Genomic DNA, 18,724 nt, shown 5'->3' with positions numbered 1-18,724 from the left:
TGCGAAGAATGACGACCGCATCCACGGCGGTGCTGGTCGCCGGCCTGGCGACCCTGGGACTGGGGACGCCGGCGCGGGCGGCACCGGGCGACGCGAGCGCGCGGGGTGTTGTCGTCGGCCTGTCCGCAGCGGTGCTCGGCACTCCTGTGATCGATGCGGACCGGACCATCGGTACGGCCACCGCTCCGGCCGGCGGCGGCACCGACACCGACAACCAGGCCGTCTCGCTGCCCGGGGCGATCGGCGTGACCGCCGGCGGCACCGTCGAGGTAACCGCCACCCGCGCTGCCGCTTCGTCGTCTGCCGCTGCCCGCGTCACCAACTTCAACCTGGCCGTGCTCGGCGTCGACGTGCTGGACGCGACCGAGGCCGCCGCTACCGCGACCTGCCCGCAGGTCGGTGCGACAAGCGCCGGCACCACGCTCGTCGGGATGGAACTCTTCGGCGTGACGGTGGCGCCGACGCCGAACGGCCCGCCCACCGTGGGCAGCGTGCCCGTGGTGGTGCCGGGGCTGCTGGGTGCGATCCTGGACGCCTCGTTGACCCGGACCGAGATGACCACCGCCAACGGTGCCGCCGCGGTCGCCGTGCGGGTCACTCTCTCCTTGTCGGGCACCGTCCTCGGCACCCCGACGATCATTCCGGTCGGAACCGTCATCGTGGCCGAGGCCACCTGTGAGCGGCCGTCGGCGACGCCCACCGCCGCTACGGTCACGCCGGACGAGGGCCCACAGTCGGGCGGCCAGACGGTGACGATCACCGGCACGGGCTTCATCCCGGGTGGCACCACTGTCACCTTCGACGGCGTGCCGGCAACCGGTGTCACGGTGGCACCGGGCGGCACCTCGTTGACGGCGGTCACCCCGGCCGGTGCGATCGGCCCGGCGTCGGTGGTGGTCAGCACGGTGAACGGCACGGCACCGCCGCTGGGCTACACGTACCTGGCCGGCGGCGGCGCCGTCACCGGCCTCACGCCGGACTCCGGGCCGACCGCCGGCGGTACGACGGTGACGATCACCGGGACCGGGTTCACCGGCGCGACGGGCGTGACCTTCGGCGACACGCTGGGTACCAACCTCGTCGTAGACCCGAGCGGCACCTCACTGACCGTGGTCACACCGCCGGGGCCGGTCGGCCCGGTGGACGTGAGCGTCCTCCTCCCGGGGGCGAACGCGGACGCGCCGGGTGGCTTCACGTACGTGGCGGCTGCTCCGACCGCCGGGGCGGTCACTCCGAACCAGGGCCCGCAGGCGGGTGGACAGACCGTGACGATCACCGGTACGGGCTTCGTCCCCGGTGGCACGACTGTCACGTTCGACGGTGCACCAGCCACCAACGTCACGGTGAATCCGCAGGGCACGTCGTTGACGGCGGTCACCCCGCCCGGCGCCATCGGCCCGGCGGTCGTGGTGGTGACCACTGGCGGTGGTTCGTCCGCACCGTTGGACTACACGTACCTGGCCGATCAGGGTGACGCCGCCGTGACCGGTCTGACCCCGACGACGGGCCCGAACTCGGGTGGCACCACGGTGACCATCACCGGGACCGGCCTCACCGGCGCGACAGGCGTGACGTTCGACGGGGTGCCCGGCACCGGGTTCACCGTCAACCAGGCCGGCACGACGATCACCGTGGTCACCCCGGCGGGCCTGCCCGGCCCGGTGGACGTGACCGTCCAACTTCCCGGTGACGACGTCGTCGTGCCGGACGGCTTCGCGTACCGGATTGCCCCGCCGGTCGTCAGTGCGCTGTCCCCGGCTCAGGGACCGGCCGGTGGCGGCACCACCGTGACGGTCGGTGGTTCCGGCTTCGTTCCGGGCGGCACCGTCGTCACCATCTGCGGCCGGACCATCCCGGTGAACGAGGTCACCGTGGCACCGGATGGGCGTTCGTTGACCTTCCGTACGCCACCCTGCGCGGCCGGGAACACGACAGTGGTCGTGCGCACCGACGGTGGGGTCTCCAGCGCGCTCACCTTCCGCTACGTTCCGCGGAGCCTGCCGGTGACCGGTGACGCCATCGCCGCACCGCTGACCGTCGGCGCGATGCTGGCGCTCCTCGGCATCGTCCTCGTGCTGCTGACCGGGCGCAGGCAGCGCGCCGGCCGGATCGGCTGACCGGTCGTCCCGGTCAGGGCCCCCGCAAGGGCCCTGACCGGGACGCTCACCTTGCCGCGTTGTGCTTCGCGACCAGGCTCGGGAGTTCGTCGAGCGAGTCGATGCGGAACAGGCACTGCTCGGACACGGCCGGAAGGTCGAGGATGTGACCCCACGGACCGCGTCGGATCAGGCACGTGTGCATACCGGCCACCATGGCCGGGCGTACGTCGTTGTCGGGGCGGTCGCCAACGTAGAGGATCGAGGACGGATCGCCACCGCCCTCGCTGATGACCCGCTCGAAGAAGACCGGTGACGGCTTCGCCACGCCCCAACCGTGTGAGGTGCCGATCGCGTCCACCGGGAGGTCGAGAGCGTGCAGGAGCGCTTCGGCATGAGCTGGCTGGTTGCCGGCCAGGCCCACGAACAGACCTTGCTCCTTCAAGGAGGTCAGGCAGCCCCGCGCGTCGGGGTAGAGGTCGTCCTCGCCGAACGACTCCGGCTTGCCGGCAGCTGCTCGGCGCTCCAGCTCGGCCGCGAGATCGAAATCGGGCCGGAAGACCCGGAACGTCTCCTGATAGTCCAGACCCCGGGCGATCACCGCACCGAAGACCGCCGAGAACGTGTGCCGTGGAACGCCGAGCCAGTCCGCCCAGGTCTCGAACTCGCGGGACTCGTCAAGAATCGTCCCGCCGATATCAAAGAAGATCGTGTCGATCACTGCGGTCTCCCGTCACGGTCGCGTTGCCGGTGGAGCATAGATGCGATCGACGCTCATGCTTACGGCGTTGTCGGGGCGTGCACTCATCGCTCAGCGCTCCGATCGGCGACTTCGAGATAGATCCGCTTGAGGAGTGGCGGCATCGGATGCCCCACTGCGGGTCTCAAGCTCGGCCACGGCCTCGGACATCAACCACACCGCCCCCGGGACAACGAGGGCCTCGGTCAGGTACGGGGAGACCCGGGTGCGGGCTCCGCCCAGGGACCCGCGCTGGGAAGTCCGACGAGTGACCAGCTCGCAGCCGACCTCTCGATCCGCACCCTCAGGACCGAATTCATGGCGCGCCGTGTCCGACCGCCGCTGGTGGGCTGCGGCAGGGCTTGACGGCCCCGGCGAGCCGCTGACCGTCCGTCACGGTCACCGGCTCGCCCGGCCGGGTCAGGGGTTGTAGTAGCCGGTCACGTAGGTGCGGTCGAAGCGACCGGCCTCCAGGTCCGCGCGCTGGATGACCCACTGCATTTGCGTGCCTTCCCGGTCTGCGACATCCGCGTCCCAGTAGGCCAGCGCAACCCAGTCCTCGGGGTCGCCCGACACCGGCTCACCGCCACCCCACCGCCCTTGCTCGGCCTGCTGCACAGCGCAGCTCACGATCTCCTCCAGCGGGTCCGGGTACGCCGCGTAGCCGCCGAGCTGCAGATGCCGGTTCCGGTTCCTGCCCGCGACGTCCCACCAGACATCGAAGAGCCCGTCCGCGTGCGGGAAACCGTCAGGTGATTGGTCCGGCAGGTCCGGTTCGGCCGTGACTCTCAACTCGCCCTGCGGGAAGTTGTCGAAGTTCTCCCGGAACTCGTCGACGTCGTTGTACCCGTAGGTCAGTCCGTAGGCCGTCCAGGTATACCTGTCGCGCTCTGTCACCGGGGTGCCGGCCGGGACATAGACGGCATGGCCGCGGTTGTCGCCGTCCCATAGCTCCCAGATCTCGGCGAAGAGCAGCAGGCGTCCGTCCGGCGGCAGAGGAAGGTCCGTCGAGCCCTTCGGCAACGCGGCGAAGTCGATGTACCCGACGTACGGGTGCCTCGGGTCCGGGACGTCGGCGGGCAGCAGCAGCGGCCCGCCGAACCTCCCCGCGACCGGCCCCTCTCCGTCCAACCTGAGGATCGCGCAAGGCCGGGCGTGGCCGATCCACCGGTCCACCTCCTCCGCCGGTATCGGGTCCACACTGCCCACCTCAACGGCCCTCGTACGAAAGGGAATCAACGCTTCACGGAGATCATTTGTCACACCGGCAAAGGTAGTTGCCGCCACTGACAACGTGCCCGGGCTGCCCGAGGCAACTCATAGCGGTGGCATCCTTCTACAGCTGGAGTGCTCACGACTCAGGGGTCGGCTGTGGCACGTGGGGGCAGGTTCCGTGGCCGCCGTACCTGCAACACCCCATCATCGACGACCGGCTGGCGTAGTTGGCCTGAGGATCCGGCACAGTCGCCAATCCGTCACCGGAAGACTACGGCTGGTGTCCACCCCTAGGCTCGGGTGCGTGCCCGGACCTGCCGAGAAGGCCACCGAACAGGACCGGCGTGACCTCATCGTCGCGGTCGCGCGAGAGCTGGCCGAGGTGGAGGGCTGGGCGGGTGTGAGCACCCGACGCCTCGCCGAGCGGGCCGAGATCGACGTCGGCGACCTCTACCGACACTTCGCGGATCTGGAGGCGCTCCTCGCCGCCGTCGCCGTGTGCGCCTTCGCCGACCTGGCCGCCGATCTGGCGGAGGCGCACGCAGAGGCCGCCAGCAGCCCCGAGGGTGCCTGGCCGGCGGTCGCGAGCGCGTACCTCGACTTCGCGTACACGAATCCTGAGGTCTACGACGCGATGCTCGCGCTGACCCCCGACCTGGCCCTCGGCGTCGATGGGGTGCCGGCCGCGCCGCGGGCGGTCTTCGCCGAGCTGCGTGCGGCCCTGACCCCACTGGCCGAGGGCCGGGACCCGGACACCCTCGCCGAGGTGGGCTGGAGCCTGCTGCACGGGGTGGTGATGCTCACCCGGGGTGGCCGGCTCCGCCCTGAAGGGCAGGAGGAGAGGGAAGCGTTGATCGCACAGCGCTTGCTGCGTTGGCCGTGACCAGCAACGCGCGCCGCTGTCAGGCGGGGGAGATCGCGCCGAGAAAATCGGTAGTCGATCTCGCGCCTATCCTGTTTCCTCGGCCTCGACAGCTGGCACGAGGAGGACTTGGTATGACGGCGCGGCGGCAGGCGCAGGTGTTGATCTTCGATGCGGACGACACGTTGTGGGAGAACAACGTCGTCTTCGAGCGGGTGATTGACGACTTCCTCGAATGGCTCGATCACCCCACCTTGGATCGGGCTGAGATTCGAACGATCCTCGACGATATCGAGCGGGCCAACGCGGTGGCGCACGGGTACGGCAGCAAGGTCTTCCTGCGCAGTTTGGCGGAGTGCCTGGAGCGGCTGCGGGAGCGGCCGGCCACCGACTCCGAACGTAAGGAGATCGACCGGCTGTCGGTGGCCCTGATCGAGCACCGGGTGGAGCTGATGCCCGGTGTGGCCGATGCGCTCGACGAGCTGGCTGATCGGCACAAGTTGCTGCTGCTGACCAAGGGCGACCAGGCGGAGCAGCAACGCAAGCTGGACGCCTGCGGGCTGCTGCACCACTTCCGGGCCGCGCACATCGTCGCCGAGAAGAACGTCGAGACGTACCGGTGGTTGGTGCGGGAACACGGCTTCGACCCGTCCGGCGCCTGGATGATCGGCAACTCCCCGAAGTCGGACATCCTGCCGGCGCGAGCTGCCGGGCTAAACGCGGTGTTCATCCCGAACGAAAACACCTGGGTGCTGGAGGACGACGAGCTGGACCCGACCGACGGCGGTGTCCTGCGGCTGGCCGCGTTCCGCGACCTGCTGTGGCACTTCTGACCGCAGCAAACGCGAACAGCATCGACGATTATGATCGCGTACGCCGACAGGCCTGGAGACGCCAAAGCCCGACAACCCGACGAAGCGTGACGACCGGTGGTTCAAGCGCAACGGGGTCGACCCGCACACGGTCAAGGATGGCCTGCCTGATAAAGAATCCTACTTCGATCTCTAGGTCGACAAGAACGACAACATCTTCGCCGTCCAGAAGGGTACTGATCCGAACGAGGGTTTGTATGTTGGGGAACATGGCGGATTTCTAGTGATCCCGCGCATATTGAAGGGCGGCTTCCGTGGGTGATGGCCAAGGTGCGGAAGCTGGGTACCTGGGATTCACGGTGATGCGACCGCCTCGCCTCCTGCAGAACGTCGGCACGCTCAAGCGCATCGCTGTGGCCAAGCTGGCCGGAATCCGAATGATCAGTGCCTCTTTTGCAGGGGACCGATTGCTGTTCCAGCCTTGGCTGACGGCCATGATCGATGAGGGCCCCGGTGTTTCCGTCACAGGGATCTACCGGACCGACACCTCGCTGGAGGACGAGCCGGAAGGCGAGGCTCCGAGCTTCTGCCTGAGACGATCCACCTGGCTGTGCGATGCCGACCTCGCCTCGGTGAAGAAGGCATCCGACCTCAGGTCGTACCTGTCGGGCGGCGAGCAGGTCGTGGATTCCTTCACGTTCGTCAATCGAAACGTCGGTCGGGAGGTGGTCGGTGTCACGGGGGAATTCATCGCCTCCATAAACAACTCTGAATTGACGCTGCGTGCTGCGGACCGCGCCAGTTCCCGATGGCAGTTCATCAGGTTGGATGTAGGCGACGACATCCGAGCCTTCACTATCGGGTACTCGCCGGTGACGACCTCTATCGACCTGGTGGAGTCGGCACTGCCTGGATGGTTGGCGTCGGTCGATCGGGCCGTCGGTGTTTCTGGACTTCAGCCGGACGGTCCGCTGACTATCAGCATCGACCGATCGGTGCCGGAGCTCATCGGTTAGTGCCCTGGTCGGCCAGTTGGCCGACGGGCGGGAACGCCTCGATCTGCTGGACTACGAGGACCTGTCGGTACGGGCCAGTCTGGCCACCGTGGTTTCCGCCCTGCGATCTGACAACGAGGTGGCCGGACGGCTCCTCGCCCTGCTCGGCGCGGCGTCCGACGCCCTGCGTCAGCCGGAGCGGGTCGCCCGGCAGCTCGGGATCCCCGGCGCGCGGCTGCGTCGCACGCTGGAGGACCTGGCCGCCGCGCCCACCGTCGCGGCGCACCCGACGACCGGCTGGCGGGTCGACCCCGTGGCGGCCTGACCGATCCAGAGTCCCAGCCCGGCCAGGGGACTATCAGGATCCTTCGCGTCGGACGATCGCCACCGCCACCCGGCAGAACTCGTCCATGTCGGGGTTGAAAGCGGCCGCGATGTCGGGATGCAGACCCGAGCGGGTCTCGTCCAGGAGCCGCTGGCAGACCTGCTCGACCGGCTCACCGGCGTAGCCGGTGCGGACCCGGTCGGTGGCCGCCTGAAGCGCCGAGGTCAGCTGCTCCTCCAGCGGGCCCCGCAGCTTCTGCTGCACAGGGTCGAGCCCGCGTGGGTCGAGCGTGACATGTGGCTCCGACATCGGTGCTCCCTTCGTCGGCGTCCGCGGTACCCCACCGCGGACGTTGATCAAACCCCGGCCGGTACGGCGGCGACCCGCACCTGGTACGAGAAGTCCTCCGCCGGCTCCTCCTGGTACGACAATCGGCGGATCTGCCGGTCGTCGTCGAAGAGGGCGACGTCCACCAGCACGCCGAGGTGGGTGAGGCCGATGCTCGACACCCGCTTCTTGTCTTGCAGCACCGTGCAGACGCCGCCAAGCAGGGTGCTGGCGTCGGCCGTCCGGTGCCCAGGCGGGCAGCGCAGGACCAGGTCCACCTCGATCGGCCCGGGCAACGGCGTCCAGCCGGTGCGCTGGGCCGCCGTGAGGGCGGCTTGGAGCAGGGTGCGGACCCTCGTCGCCTGCCGATGCCCGGCGGCGAAGATGGACAACGCTTCGGTCTTTACCGGTGGCAGGCCGCTCACCTCGAACGTCAGGGCGAGAGCGCGGGTGTCCTGCACGACGGCACCTCCTCGTTGGGACGATCCTGCCGAACCGGGGGAGCGGCGGTGGGACGTTCCCGCGATTACCAACCGATCGGGCAGGCTGGGGGTCGGCCGAGGCGTGTCGACGGCGGCGGCGACCGCGCTGGCTGCGGCGTTACGAAAACGCTAGCCGACACCGCCCGCGCTCGGTAGTCGGTCGTTCACCCAATTGAGCGTGGTGCGAAGGCACAGAACTCGTTGCCCTCCGGGTCGGCCAGCACCCACCAGTTGCTGCGGGCGCTCGGCTCCGCCAGCAGCGTCGCACCGGCGCCGATCAGCGCGGTGGGCTCCGGGTCGACCAGGTCGACGTCCCAGTGCAGCCGGTTCTTGACCGTCTTGGGCTCGGGCACCGCGTCGAAGACCCAGTAGTCCCAGGGGAACCCGGACGCGCCGACCACCGACGCGTGGGTCCCCTCGTCCTCGACGGTGCCGCCGACCACCCCGGCCCACCACGTTGCCTGCGCGGCCGGGGCGGTCGAGTCGACGACCAGCTCGAACGGGCCCGGCCGGGTGCCGTCGCGGGCCGGGAACGCGCAGAACGGGTTGCCCTCCGGGTCGTCCAGCACCCACCAGGTCGCCTCGCCGGTGGGCTCGCGGACCAGTCGCGCGCCATCCGCGAGCAGCGCCGCCGGCTCCGCGTCGGCCAACCGCAGATCCAGGTGTACGCGAGTCTTGCCGACCCGCGGCTCCGGCACCTTGTTCACCCAGATCGACTCGGCCTTTGAGCGCGCCGAGCGCGGGTCCACCCGGGTGTCGTCGTCACCGGCGTCGGCCACGTCCGCGTCGAGCATCCGGGCCCAGAAGGCACCCAGCGCGAGCGGGTCAGCGGCATCCAGACAGAGATCCTTGAACTGAGCGATCATGGTTCCAACCTGCCTGGTCCAGTGGGCCCGGTGTCGTGCGGGCGTGCAAGGAGGTCCGCAAGATCCGCGCAGTTTCGGTGATGGTGCTGCCTCCGGCGGCCCCGAGGCAGCACCATCAGGGAAGTTGTGCGGATCTTGCCGGGCGCTCGCCCCGGAGACAGCCCGCGAGGAGCGGGTGCACGGTCAGTGCTGTTTGACGTACTCGACGAACGCCGTCCAGGCCGTCGGGTCGACGTGCAGGGTGCCGCCGTCGCGGTCCTTGGTGTCACGCACCAGGACCACGTGCGGCAGGTTGTCGGCGACCTCGACACAGGACCCGCCGTTGCCGCCGGACCTGGTCGACTTGCGCCACTGCGGGGTCAGCATGTCCATGACTTCGCCACTTCCTTGATCAGCTCGACTGACTGCCGGCGCGGAAGCACTTCGTTCCGCACGATCTCCCATGTCTTCGCCAGCTTAGCGATATCGGCCGGCGTATCGATGATCTGCGCGGTGAGCTGGTTGTCGGCATGAGCGACCCGCGCGCCGTCCGGCAGTTCGGCGATGATGAACTGGCCGGCCAGCCCCAGGTACATCCCAGCATCCGCCGGCACGATGTGCACCTGGATATGCTCCGCCGCCGCCAGTTCGACCAGGTGCTCACACTGCTCGACCATCAGCCCCGGCTGGTCGAGCACCGGCCGGCGCAGCACGGCCTCGTCCAGGACGGCGATGAGCTGAGGCGGGCGCGGGCGTTGCAGGATCGCCTGCCGTTCCAGCCGGGAGGCGACAATCCGGTCCACGTCCTCCGCGTCGAACCGGCCACCGGCCAGCGTCGCGCGGGCGTACCGCTCGGTCTGGAGCAGGCCCGGCACGTACGCCAACTCGAACCAGCGCAGCGTGGTCGCCTCCCGCTCGAACTCGATCCATTCGCGGAGCCAGGCCGGCTCGGCGTCGAGCTGGGCCAACCCGTCCAACATGCGCAGGAAGCGTCCGCCGGTTTGGTGGTGGGTGTCGACCGCCCTCATGTACTCCTTCGTGGGCGGTCGCCCGCCGGTCTCCACCGAGCTGACGTGCGATCCCGAATAGCCGATGCCCTTGCCGAAGTCGTCCTGACTGAGCCCGAACCCCGTCCGGAACAGGCGTAGTTCCTCCAGCACGTAGTCGGTGACGGTCCCCATCGATTCCCCAACCTTCGCTCAGTCTGGCTCGGCGTGTCCCTCTTAGGTGCTCGCCTGGACCGTTGAGCTGCACGGATGGCGCGAGCACGTATCGACCGTAGTCGCGTCATCACCACACTGTCACCAGTGGCGGGTCCGCTGGTGGCCGCAATGGCGGCGGCGGGCCCTGCACCCGGGGTCGCTCCCGTCTCCCCCTTGCGGGAGCGGCCCCTTCCCTGCCCCCCGAGGAGGTCGATGTGTTGAGCCCGACAGACCAGCAGCCCGCGGTGCGGTGGCGGTGATGGTGATCCGGCCGCCCGTCCCGCACGTCGCCATGCGCCCGCTGTGGCGGTGCCGCAGTTGCGGCAAGGAGTGGCCCTGCCAGCCGGCCAAGCTCGCCCTGCTGGCCGAATACCGGGCCAGCCGGACCGCACTGCTGATCTATCTCGGCACCCTGATGCACGAGGCGACGAACCAGCTCACCCAACTCCACCCGGATCATCCGCCAGCCAGGATGACCGAGCGCTTCCTCTCCTGGGCGAGGGCCCGGGGCTGACGATAGGTGGCGCGTCACACGGGCCTGATTACCGTGGTATCTGTGTGAGGGGTGTCGGAAGCGGTCCGGCCCTCGCGGAGCGACAGACGGCGGGCCAGGACCGTGGCACCAGCGAGCGCGGCCAGGACCATGGCGATCTCCGTAGTCACCACTTCGGGTGCCGTGCTGTAGCCGGTGGCCCAGGCGAAGCCGACGGTGATCGGCGTGATGACGATGCCGGCCGCCGGCACGAGGACGCTCATCAACCGAGCCGTCCGCCGGATCTTGGGCAGGTCGCGTAGCCGGGTCCGCACCGCGATGACCGCTCCCGCGGCGACCACGGCGGCCGGTATGCCGTATCCGACGGCGACGGCGAGCTGGATCGGTACGTCGATCGAGCGGGGGATGTCGACCACGCGGACGAATATCGGGTAGACCGCCATCAGGAGGCCGTAGCCGAGCACCGCACCGGCCATCGCGCCGATCAGTGCGGTGCCGAGAACGCGGCCGTAGTCGCTGCGCACGCGTCGGACACCGGCCTCGTCGGCGAGCCGCCGCGCGAAGCCGGCCACGTCATCGCCGATCAACTGCGCGGGGTCGCCCCCGTCGGCAGCCGCGGCCCGCAGGTCGAGGCGCAGATCGGCGCCGAGTGCCGCCCGATCGGCCGGGCCGACCCCGTACGCGCGCCACGCCTGGTCGGCTTCGCCCAGAAGACTGTCGATGGTGTCCATGGTCAACTCCTCGGGGGGCGATGGTCGAGCGGGTCGAGAACGGCGCCGACAGTGTCGGCGAAGTGGTTCCACTGTTTCCGCCAGGCGTCCAGGTGGGTCCGGCCGGGCTCGGTCAGCGCGTAGACCTTGCGGGGTGGGCCGGTGGGGCTGGCCTGCTGTTCGTGGGCAACAAGGCCAAGTCGGCGCATCCGGGTCAGCAGGGGATAGATGGTGCCGTAGCTGATCGCGCCGAACCCGGCTGTCTCCATCCTCCGAACCAGCTCGTAGCCGTGCGCCGGCTCGCGCGCCAGCAGCGCCAGCAGGCACATGTCCAGCGCGCCCCGCAAGAGTTGGGTCTGCCGCTCGTTGTCTTCAACCGGCTGACTCCCTGCCACTACCATGCGACACATAATACCTTGCTATTTGGCGTCGCGATATACCGAAGCGAAAACCCGTGTTCGGCCGTCCTCGTGGCCAGGTTTCGCGGCTTCACGGGTGGGGCAGTGTAGCCCGCACGGAGCACCCGGGCGGGCGTGTTTGCGCAGCTCACCGGCTCGGAATGTCTCGCCGTGCACCGGGGCACGGTTGCCCCTCCCCGGTTCTCGCCGAAGAGAGGGGGAGGGCGATGACGGACCCCGAGACGGCTCGACGCCGGCGTCGGCCGATTGTTCGGCTCGGAGCGGCAGCTGCCGCGCTGGCGCTGGTCGCGCCGCTAGCCGCGTGCGGCGCGGACGAAGCTGGTGGCCCACCGACGATCAACCTGTACTACCCGCCCGAGCAGAACCTGCAGAAGGTCGTCGACGACTGCAACGCGCAAGCCCAGGGGCGGTATGAGATCGCCTACCGGGTCCTGCCCCGGCAGGCCGACGACCAGCGGGTGCAGATGGTGCGCCGGCTGGCCGCCGAGGACAGCGGGATGGACCTGCTCGGCCTGGACGTGACCTGGACCCAGGAGTTCGCCAGCGCCGACTGGATCCGTGAGTGGACCGGCCAGGACAAGGCCGAGGTCGAGCAGGGCACCCTCGCCGGGCCGCTGGACACCGCCCGCTACGAAGGCAAGCTGTACGCGGCGCCGAAGAACACAAACGTCCAGCTGCTCTGGTATCGCAAGGACCTGGTGCCCCAGCCGCCGACGACCTGGGACCAGATGATCAGCGCTGCCCAGCAGCTCAAGGACCAGGGCAAGCCGTACCAGGTGCTCACCATGGGCGCCCAGTACGAGGGTCTGGTCGTCCTCTACAACACCCTGGCCGAGAGCGCCGGTGGAAAGATCCTCGACGACGACGGTAAGCAGGCCGTGATGGACGACGGCACGGTTCGGGCGCTGGAGCAACTGCAGCGCTTCGCCACGTCGGGCGTGACCTCGCCGTCGTTCAGCAACGCCACCGAAGATCCGGTCCGGCTGGAGTTCCAGTCCGGCTCGGGCGCGTTCCAGGTGAACTGGCCGTTCGTCTACCCGGCCCTGCAGGAGGCGAACCCGGAGCTGGCCAAGCAGGTCGGCTGGGCCCGGATCCCCGGCGTCGACGAGGGCACCCCCAGCAAGGTCACCATCGGTGGGGTCAACCTGGCGGTCAGCTCCTACTCCAAGCACCCGGAGCTGTCCTTCGAAGCCGCCCGGTGCATCCGTAGCGCCGAGCACCAGAAGTTCTCCGCCATCAACGACGGCGTGCCGCCGACCATCGAGGCCGTCTACGACGAGCCGGAGATGACCGAGGCGTACCCGATGAAGGACACGATTCTGGAGGAGCTGAAGGAGCCGGCGACCCGTCCGCTGACCCCGGCCTACCAGAGCATCTCCACCGTGATGTCGGCAATCCTGTCCCCGCCGTCGGCGATCCGCCCGCAACAGACCGCGGACGAGTTGCGCGACGCCATCGCCGACGCCCTCCAGTCGAAGGGGGTGCTTCCATGAGCATCAACGCCGCGCCGACAGACTCCGCCACCGAGGAGACCGGCCAGCGCGCCACCGTGCCCACCCAACGCGCCGGCCGCCGCAAGCCGCCGCTGAGCGAAAACAAGAAAGCCGAACGCAAACTCGGCCTGCTGCTCTGCGCGCCCGCCGCGCTGGTCATGGTCCTGGTGACCGCGTACCCGATCATCTATTCGTTCTGGCTGTCGTTGCAGCGCTACGACCTGCGCTTCCCCGACCAGCGCGAGTTCATCGGGCTGGAGAACTACGTCACCGTGCTCAGCAACGAGTTCTGGTGGACCGCATTCGGGGTGACAACGCTGATCACGGTGGTCACCGTGGCCGTCGAGCTGGTGCTCGGCATGGGTCTGGCGATCATCATGCACCGCACTCTGGTCGGCCGTGGCCTGGTCCGGACCTCGGCGCTCATCCCGTACGGGATCGTCACCGTGGTCGCCGCGTTCTCCTGGCGGTACGCCTGGACGCCCGGCACCGGTTACCTGGCCGACCTGTTCAGCGACGGCGCGCCGCTCACCGAACGGGCCAGCGCCCTGGCGATCATCATGCTCGCGGAGATCTGGAAGACCACCCCGTTCATGGCGCTGCTGCTGATGGCCGGGCTGGCGTTGGTGCCGGAGGACCTGCTCAAGGCGGCGTCCACCGACGGCGCGACGGCCTGGCAGAAGTTCACGAAGGTGATGCTGCCGGTGATGAAGCCGGCGATCCTGGTCGCGCTGCTGTTCCGCACGCTGGACGCGTTCCGGGTCTTCGACAACATCTTCGTGCTGACCGCCGGAGGCAACGAGACGTCGTCGGTGTCGATGCTCGCCTACAACAACCTGCTCCGGGGTCTCAACCTCGGCGTCGGCTCGACGATGTCGGTGCTGATCTTCATCACCGTGGCGATCATCGCTTTCGTCTTCGTGAAGCTGTTCGGCACCGCTGCCCCCGGCAGCGACGACGGGGAGAGGCGCTGACATGGCTGTCGAAACCACCACCCGGGCGAAGCTGCGCTGGGGTCTGCTGGACGTCCTCGTGGTCGTCTTCGCGATGGTCCCGGTGCTGTGGATCGCGTCGCTGTCGTTCAAGACGCCAGCCACCCTCACCGACGGAAAATTCTTCCCCCGGGAGTGGACGCTGGACAACTACCGGACGATCTTCGAAACCGACCAGTTCGTCCGGGCGCTGGTCAACTCGATCGGCATCGCGTTGATCGCCACGCTGATCGCGGTGGTGCTCGGCGCGATGGCCGCGTACGCGATCAGCCGGCTGGACTTCCCCGGCAAGCGGCTGCTGGTCGGCATCTCCCTGCTCATCGCGATGTTCCCGCAGGTGTCGCTGGTCTCCCCGCTGTTCGAGATCGAGCGTCAGCTCAAGATCTTCGACACCTGGCCCGGGCTGATCCTGCCGTACATCACCTTCGCGTTGCCGCTGGCGATCTACACGCTGTCGGCGTTCTTCAAGCAGATCCCCTGGGACTTGGAGAAAGCAGCCAAAATGGACGGTGCCACTCAGGGGCAGGCGTTCCGGCGGGTGATCGCACCGCTGGCCGCGCCCGGGCTGTTCACCACGGCGATCCTGGTCTTCATCTTCTGCTGGAACGACTTCCTGTTCGCCATCTCGCTGACCTCCACCGAGCGGTCACGCACCGTGCCGGCCGCGCTGTCGTTCTTCACCGGCGCGTCGCAGTTCGAGGACCCCACCGGGGCGATCTGTGCCGCCGCCGTGGTGATCACCGTTCCGATCATCCTGTTCGTCCTCTTCTTCCAGCGCCGCATCGTGTCCGGCCTGACCTCCGGCGCAGTCAAGGGATAGGTGAGTAGTCATGGCTGACATCGTGCTCGACAAGGTGAGCAAGAGTTTCCCGGACGGGACCGTCGCCGTGCAGGACGTCGACCTGGAGATCGCCGACGGCGAGTTCGTGATCCTGGTCGGGCCCTCGGGCTGCGGTAAGTCCACAACCCTCAACATGATCGCCGGTTTGGAGGACATCAGCTCCGGTGAGCTGCGCATCGCCGGGCAGCGGGTCAACGACAAGGCTCCCCGGGACCGGGACATCGCCATGGTGTTCCAGTCGTACGCGCTCTATCCGAACATGACCGTGCGGGAGAACATGGCCTTCCCGCTGCGATTGGCGAAGCTGGACAAGGAGACCATCAACCAGAAGGTCGACGAGGCGGCGAAGGTGCTGGAGCTGGTTCCGCTGCTCGACCGCAAGCCTGCCAACCTCTCCGGCGGGCAGCGCCAGCGGGTGGCGATGGGCCGGGCGATCGTCCGCCAGCCGAAGGCGTTCCTGATGGACGAGCCGCTGTCCAACCTCGACGCCAAGCTGCGGGTGCAGATGCGCACGGTGGTGTCCCGGTTGCAGAAGAAGCTCGGCACCACCACCGTCTACGTCACCCACGACCAGACCGAGGCGATGACCCTCGGCGATCGGGTGGTGATCATGCGCGGTGGTGCGGTGCAGCAGGTCGGTGCCCCACAGGAGCTCTACGACCACCCGCGCAACCTCTTCGTCGCCGGCTTCATCGGTTCGCCGTCGATGAACTTCCTGCACGCCGCCGTGCAGGAAGGCGGGTTGCACACCGCACTGGGTGAGGTGCCCCTCGGCGACCGGCTGCGCCGCGAGCTGGAGGCGGCGGACGCACCCCGCGAGCTGATCCTCGGCATCCGCCCCGAGCACTTCGAGGACGCCGAGCTGGTCGACGAGGACACCCGCCGCCGGGGCATCGAGTTCGAGGCCCCGGTGGACATCGTCGAGTCGATGGGCTCGGACAAGTACGTCTACTTCACCGTGGAAGGGGAGCGGGCCAGCGCTGCCGAGCTGGAGGAGCTGGCCGCCGACGCCGGTGCGGCCGACTTCGCCGGTGCCGGCGGCAACCTGGTGACCCGGCTGTCCGCGGAGTCCCCGGTCGCCGAGGGGCAGTCGCGTCGGGTCTGGTTCAACCTGGAGAAGATCCACCTGTTCGACCCGGCCAACGGCCGCAACCTGACCCTGCACGAGGGCCGGGCGGCTGGCGCGCTCGCCGACTGACAGTGCCACCCGGACGGGGCCGGTGGGTTCGCCCGCCGGCCCCCGTCGTGCGCGAGCGGCGGTCAGGCCGGCCAGTCGAAGCGAGCAGGCAGCCCGAGGAAGTCGGCGTACCGCCCCAGCGCCTGCTCTACCCGGGCGCGTGCGGCAGCGTCCAGCGGCGTCAGCGGTTGGATCGTCACGGTGACCGCGGACCGCCCGATCTTGCGCTTCCACACGCCTACCACCCGGCCTGCGCGGACCACCGTGGCCTGGAAGATGCCGTTGTTGCCCGGCACCACGGCCGGCTGGTGCGCCGGGTCGAGCATCAGCGCGCGGTCCCGGTAGCCGAGCAGGTACTCGTCGAACCCGGGCAGCGCCAGCACGTCGTCCAACGGCGTGCGTGCGTCGGCCAACGCGATGTCGGCCAACGCCGCGTCGACGTGCATCGGCTCACCATCGACCCGGACCGTGCCCAGCACATCGGCGGCAGCGGCCAGCCCGCGCCGGGCATCGGTCAGGGTGAGGCCGGTCCAGCCGGCGAACTCGCGGGCAGTGACCGGCCCGTGCCCACGGGTGTAACGGTGGGCCAGCAGCGCCAGGGCCTCGTCCCGCTCCAGGTGGCGTTGCTCGGGCGCCCACTCGTCGAGCAGGGCGAAGGTCTGCTCGGTGCCGACGTTCGGTGCCACGCAGGTCACCCCGCGCACACTCGCATACCAGAGCAGGTGGTAGCCGCGCTGGTCGTCGGTCGACAGGCCGGCCGTGCGAAGGGCCGCCAGGCACTGCGCTCGGGTGAGCCGGCCCCCACCGACAAGCGCGGCGCCGAGCACGTCCACCGCCCGGTCCGCGTCGACATCGGTGAGCCCGAGTTGCGCCCGGCGCGTCGCCGCGGCCGCCAGCGAGCGGACGCCGGTCAGCTCCAGCATCCAGCGGGCGTCGGCGGGTGGGACGAGGTGCACGGTGCCCCGCATCGGCCACGTGCGCAGAGCCTCGCGGCGCTCCAGCGCCGCCTGCACGTCGACCATGGTCCGTCCCGGTAGCCGGGCGCCCAACGACCACAGGCCGCTCGCCAGATCCTGCGCCTGCATCGCGCCGAACCACTCGACCACGTCGGCGACGCCGCCGGGTTGGGCGTTCGGGTGCGCCCGCAGCAGCAGGCTCGTCATCCGCAGATCGAGCGCCTCGGATGCCGTGAGGTCCCTGGTCATCGGAATCCTTCCCCGGAGGTGGTTGCGTCAGGGTAGGGCACGCGCCCGGGCACCGGATGTGGCATAACCGCACACGCAATGGGAAGGCGGCCATCCGGAAGTGCGCGCGCCGCGCGTACGGAAGGGAGTCTCATGACTGCCGCAAGCGAGCCGGCCCGGGGTGCCGGCGCACCGGCCGGGTCCCGGACCCATCGGGCAGACGGCCACGCGAAGACGAGCGCCGCCGCGACCTTCGCCCTGGTGTTCGGGGTGGCCGGTCTGTTCAGTGCGTTGACGGCCATCCTCGCCTGGTTGGGGCTGGTGCTCGGCATCATCGGGATCATCCTCGGCATCGTCGGCCTCAAGATGGCCCGCCGACCGGGGGTCACCGGCCGTGGCGTGTCGATCGGCGGCCTCGTGCTCAGCATCGTGGCCGTACTGATCGGCTTGGGGTTGGCCGCGGGCATCACCACGTTCGTCAACAACGAGAACGCGGTGGACCGCCTCCAGACCCAGGTCGACAAACTGCGCGACAAGCTCGACTGACGCCCGCACCGACTCCGGCCCGCACCCGTGCGCGTGCTGGCTCTGAGGTATCACCACGACTCAGAGGTGCCGCTCTCGCCGGGACGGGCATGGTCGGGCAGGGCGGCCGCCCTGCCCGGCCAATCACAGTAGGGTGGGCGGCGTGCTCCGCCAGGTCACCGCGATCCGCTAAATACGCGCTCATCCGGCTGGTGCCCCGCATCGAGCGCGGCGAGCAGATCAACGTCGGCGTGTTGTTCTACTGCCAGCAGCGGCTGGTCCCTCCGTTAGAGATCTGACCCAACGGGTAGTCGCGGGAGCTGACCCGAGACGAAAAGGGGACATCTGATGGCTGCCCAGACCAAGGTAGCGGTGATCTACTACAGCGCCACCGGCACCACGTACCAGATGGCGCAGGCCGTGTGCGAAGCCGCCGGGGATGCCGGCGCCGACGTGCGCCTGCGCAAGGTGCGCGAGTTGGCGCCGGACGAGGCGATCCGCTCCAACTCCGGCTGGCAGGCGCACCACCTGGAGACCCAGGACGTGCCCGAGGCGATGCTCGACGACCTGTCCTGGGCAGACGTCGTGATCTTCGGCGCGCCGACCCGGTACGGCATCATCGCCGCTCAGCTGAAGCAGTTCATCGACACCTCTGGCCCGCTCTGGGCGCAGGGAGCTCTGGCCAACAAGGTCTACGCGGGCTTCACCTCGACCGGGACCTTGCACGGCGGGCAGGAAACCACGCTGACCTCGCTGTTCAACGTCTTCTACCACTGGGGCGGCATCGTGGTCACCCCCGGATACACCGACACCAGCCAGTTCATCGCTGGCAACCCGTACGGCGCCTCGCACACGAGCAACAACGGGGAGATCGCCCCGGACTCCGTGGCACTCGGGGCCTGCGCGCTCACCGCCCGACGCGCGGTGCTGATCGGGGCCGCGCTGAAGGCGGGCATGGCTGGGTGACGGCGGCTGTGAGTCGGGTGACTG

Annotated in this window: 23 protein-coding genes; 13 read left to right on the top strand and 10 right to left on the bottom strand. The window is 69.2% G+C overall.

Features of this window, described 5'->3' with window-relative positions; genetic code table 11:
* Positions 1-8: 8 nt before the first annotated feature.
* A complete protein-coding gene (locus tag ACLQ28_RS18430; protein WP_425687504.1) occupies positions 9-2,117 on the top strand; it encodes an IPT/TIG domain-containing protein in 2,109 nt (702 codons plus the stop codon).
* A 46-nt stretch (positions 2,118-2,163) separates the two neighbouring features.
* On the opposite strand, the gene ACLQ28_RS18425 is transcribed toward ACLQ28_RS18430, so the two are convergent.
* Both ACLQ28_RS18425 and ACLQ28_RS18420 read right to left on the bottom strand, forming a co-directional pair.
* A complete protein-coding gene (locus tag ACLQ28_RS18425; protein WP_425687503.1) occupies positions 2,164-2,817 on the bottom strand; it encodes an HAD family hydrolase in 654 nt (217 codons plus the stop codon).
* A 438-nt stretch (positions 2,818-3,255) separates the two neighbouring features.
* Entirely contained in the window at positions 3,256-4,035 is a 780-nt protein-coding gene (locus ACLQ28_RS18420; protein WP_425687502.1) for a hypothetical protein, read from the bottom strand.
* Between the two features lie 319 nt (positions 4,036-4,354).
* On the opposite strand from ACLQ28_RS18420, the gene ACLQ28_RS18415 reads away from it, so the two are divergent.
* The 4 genes from ACLQ28_RS18415 (at position 4,355) to ACLQ28_RS18400 (ending at position 7,044) form a co-directional block, all read left to right on the top strand.
* Positions 4,355-4,933: a TetR/AcrR family transcriptional regulator gene (locus tag ACLQ28_RS18415; protein ID WP_425687501.1), complete on the top strand. Its 579-nt coding sequence runs from the start codon at positions 4,355-4,357 to the stop codon at positions 4,931-4,933.
* A 113-nt stretch (positions 4,934-5,046) separates the two neighbouring features.
* Entirely contained in the window at positions 5,047-5,745 is a 699-nt protein-coding gene (locus tag ACLQ28_RS18410) for an HAD family hydrolase (RefSeq protein WP_425687500.1), read from the top strand.
* Between the two features lie 293 nt (positions 5,746-6,038).
* Entirely contained in the window at positions 6,039-6,740 is a 702-nt protein-coding gene (locus ACLQ28_RS18405) for a hypothetical protein (RefSeq protein WP_425687499.1), read from the top strand.
* Positions 6,741-6,756: 16 nt separating this feature from the next.
* Positions 6,757-7,044, top strand: coding sequence for a hypothetical protein (locus tag ACLQ28_RS18400; RefSeq protein ID WP_425687498.1), 288 nt, complete (start codon positions 6,757-6,759; stop codon positions 7,042-7,044).
* A gap of 33 nt (positions 7,045-7,077) precedes the next feature.
* Here ACLQ28_RS18400 and ACLQ28_RS18395 read toward each other — a convergent pair whose 3' ends face one another.
* The 5 genes from ACLQ28_RS18395 to ACLQ28_RS18375 all read right to left on the bottom strand — a co-directional run bounded on the left by ACLQ28_RS18395 (position 7,078) and on the right by ACLQ28_RS18375 (position 9,879).
* Complete coding sequence (locus ACLQ28_RS18395; RefSeq protein WP_425687497.1) at positions 7,078-7,353, bottom strand: hypothetical protein; 276 nt, start codon at positions 7,351-7,353, stop codon at positions 7,078-7,080.
* Between the two features lie 47 nt (positions 7,354-7,400).
* Positions 7,401-7,832, bottom strand: coding sequence for a hypothetical protein (locus ACLQ28_RS18390; RefSeq protein WP_425687496.1), 432 nt, complete (start codon positions 7,830-7,832; stop codon positions 7,401-7,403).
* 185 nt (positions 7,833-8,017) lie between these two features.
* Complete coding sequence (locus ACLQ28_RS18385) at positions 8,018-8,719, bottom strand: VOC family protein (protein WP_425687495.1); 702 nt, start codon at positions 8,717-8,719, stop codon at positions 8,018-8,020.
* 183 nt (positions 8,720-8,902) lie between these two features.
* Positions 8,903-9,085: a DUF397 domain-containing protein gene (locus ACLQ28_RS18380; RefSeq protein ID WP_425687600.1), complete on the bottom strand. Its 183-nt coding sequence runs from the start codon at positions 9,083-9,085 to the stop codon at positions 8,903-8,905.
* Entirely contained in the window at positions 9,079-9,879 is an 801-nt protein-coding gene (locus ACLQ28_RS18375) for a helix-turn-helix domain-containing protein (protein WP_425687494.1), read from the bottom strand. The genes ACLQ28_RS18380 and ACLQ28_RS18375 overlap by 7 nt, the downstream gene beginning before the upstream one ends.
* 280 nt (positions 9,880-10,159) lie before the next feature.
* On the opposite strand from ACLQ28_RS18375, the gene ACLQ28_RS18370 reads away from it, so the two are divergent.
* Entirely contained in the window at positions 10,160-10,414 is a 255-nt protein-coding gene (locus ACLQ28_RS18370) for a flavin reductase (RefSeq protein WP_425687493.1), read from the top strand.
* Positions 10,415-10,428: 14 nt separating this feature from the next.
* Here ACLQ28_RS18370 and ACLQ28_RS18365 read toward each other — a convergent pair whose 3' ends face one another.
* The gene (locus ACLQ28_RS18365) at positions 10,429-11,124 is read right to left on the bottom strand and encodes a hypothetical protein (protein WP_425687492.1); all 696 of its coding nucleotides are present in this window, start codon (positions 11,122-11,124) and stop codon (positions 10,429-10,431) included.
* A 2-nt stretch (positions 11,125-11,126) separates the two neighbouring features.
* Positions 11,127-11,504, bottom strand: coding sequence for a PadR family transcriptional regulator (locus ACLQ28_RS18360; protein WP_425687491.1), 378 nt, complete (start codon positions 11,502-11,504; stop codon positions 11,127-11,129).
* Between the two features lie 224 nt (positions 11,505-11,728).
* On the opposite strand from ACLQ28_RS18360, the gene ACLQ28_RS18355 reads away from it, so the two are divergent.
* The 4 genes from ACLQ28_RS18355 to ACLQ28_RS18340 are packed head-to-tail and all read left to right on the top strand — an operon-like array spanning position 11,729 to position 16,046.
* Entirely contained in the window at positions 11,729-13,015 is a 1,287-nt protein-coding gene (locus ACLQ28_RS18355) for an ABC transporter substrate-binding protein (RefSeq protein ID WP_425687490.1), read from the top strand.
* Positions 13,012-13,989 carry a carbohydrate ABC transporter permease gene (locus tag ACLQ28_RS18350; protein ID WP_425687489.1) on the top strand — a complete coding sequence of 326 codons (978 nt, stop codon included), beginning with the start codon at positions 13,012-13,014 and terminating at the stop codon, positions 13,987-13,989. The genes ACLQ28_RS18355 and ACLQ28_RS18350 overlap by 4 nt, the downstream gene beginning before the upstream one ends.
* Position 13,990: 1 nt before the next feature.
* Positions 13,991-14,827, top strand: a complete 837-nt coding sequence (locus tag ACLQ28_RS18345; RefSeq protein ID WP_425687488.1) for a carbohydrate ABC transporter permease — start codon at positions 13,991-13,993, stop codon at positions 14,825-14,827.
* A gap of 10 nt (positions 14,828-14,837) precedes the next feature.
* The gene (locus ACLQ28_RS18340) at positions 14,838-16,046 is read left to right on the top strand and encodes an ABC transporter ATP-binding protein (protein ID WP_425687487.1); all 1,209 of its coding nucleotides are present in this window, start codon (positions 14,838-14,840) and stop codon (positions 16,044-16,046) included.
* 62 nt (positions 16,047-16,108) lie between these two features.
* Here ACLQ28_RS18340 and ACLQ28_RS18335 read toward each other — a convergent pair whose 3' ends face one another.
* Entirely contained in the window at positions 16,109-17,230 is a 1,122-nt protein-coding gene (locus ACLQ28_RS18335) for a winged helix DNA-binding domain-containing protein (protein ID WP_425687486.1), read from the bottom strand.
* Between the two features lie 132 nt (positions 17,231-17,362).
* Between ACLQ28_RS18335 and ACLQ28_RS18330 the strand changes: the two genes are divergently transcribed.
* From ACLQ28_RS18330 to wrbA, 3 genes are all read left to right on the top strand, one after another.
* The gene (locus ACLQ28_RS18330; protein ID WP_425687485.1) at positions 17,363-17,755 is read left to right on the top strand and encodes a hypothetical protein; all 393 of its coding nucleotides are present in this window, start codon (positions 17,363-17,365) and stop codon (positions 17,753-17,755) included.
* An 89-nt stretch (positions 17,756-17,844) separates the two neighbouring features.
* Positions 17,845-18,033, top strand: a complete 189-nt coding sequence (locus ACLQ28_RS18325) for a DUF3037 domain-containing protein (RefSeq protein WP_425687484.1) — start codon at positions 17,845-17,847, stop codon at positions 18,031-18,033.
* A 49-nt stretch (positions 18,034-18,082) separates the two neighbouring features.
* Complete coding sequence (wrbA, locus tag ACLQ28_RS18320; RefSeq protein WP_425687483.1) at positions 18,083-18,700, top strand: NAD(P)H:quinone oxidoreductase; 618 nt, start codon at positions 18,083-18,085, stop codon at positions 18,698-18,700.
* The last annotated feature ends 24 nt before the right edge of the window (positions 18,701-18,724 follow it).

Source organism: Micromonospora sp. DT201, from assembly GCF_049841575.1.
GTDB lineage: Bacteria > Actinomycetota > Actinomycetes > Mycobacteriales > Micromonosporaceae > Micromonospora.
The sequence above is the reverse complement of the archived record's forward strand: the minus strand, read 5'-3'. Positions and strand labels throughout refer to the sequence as shown.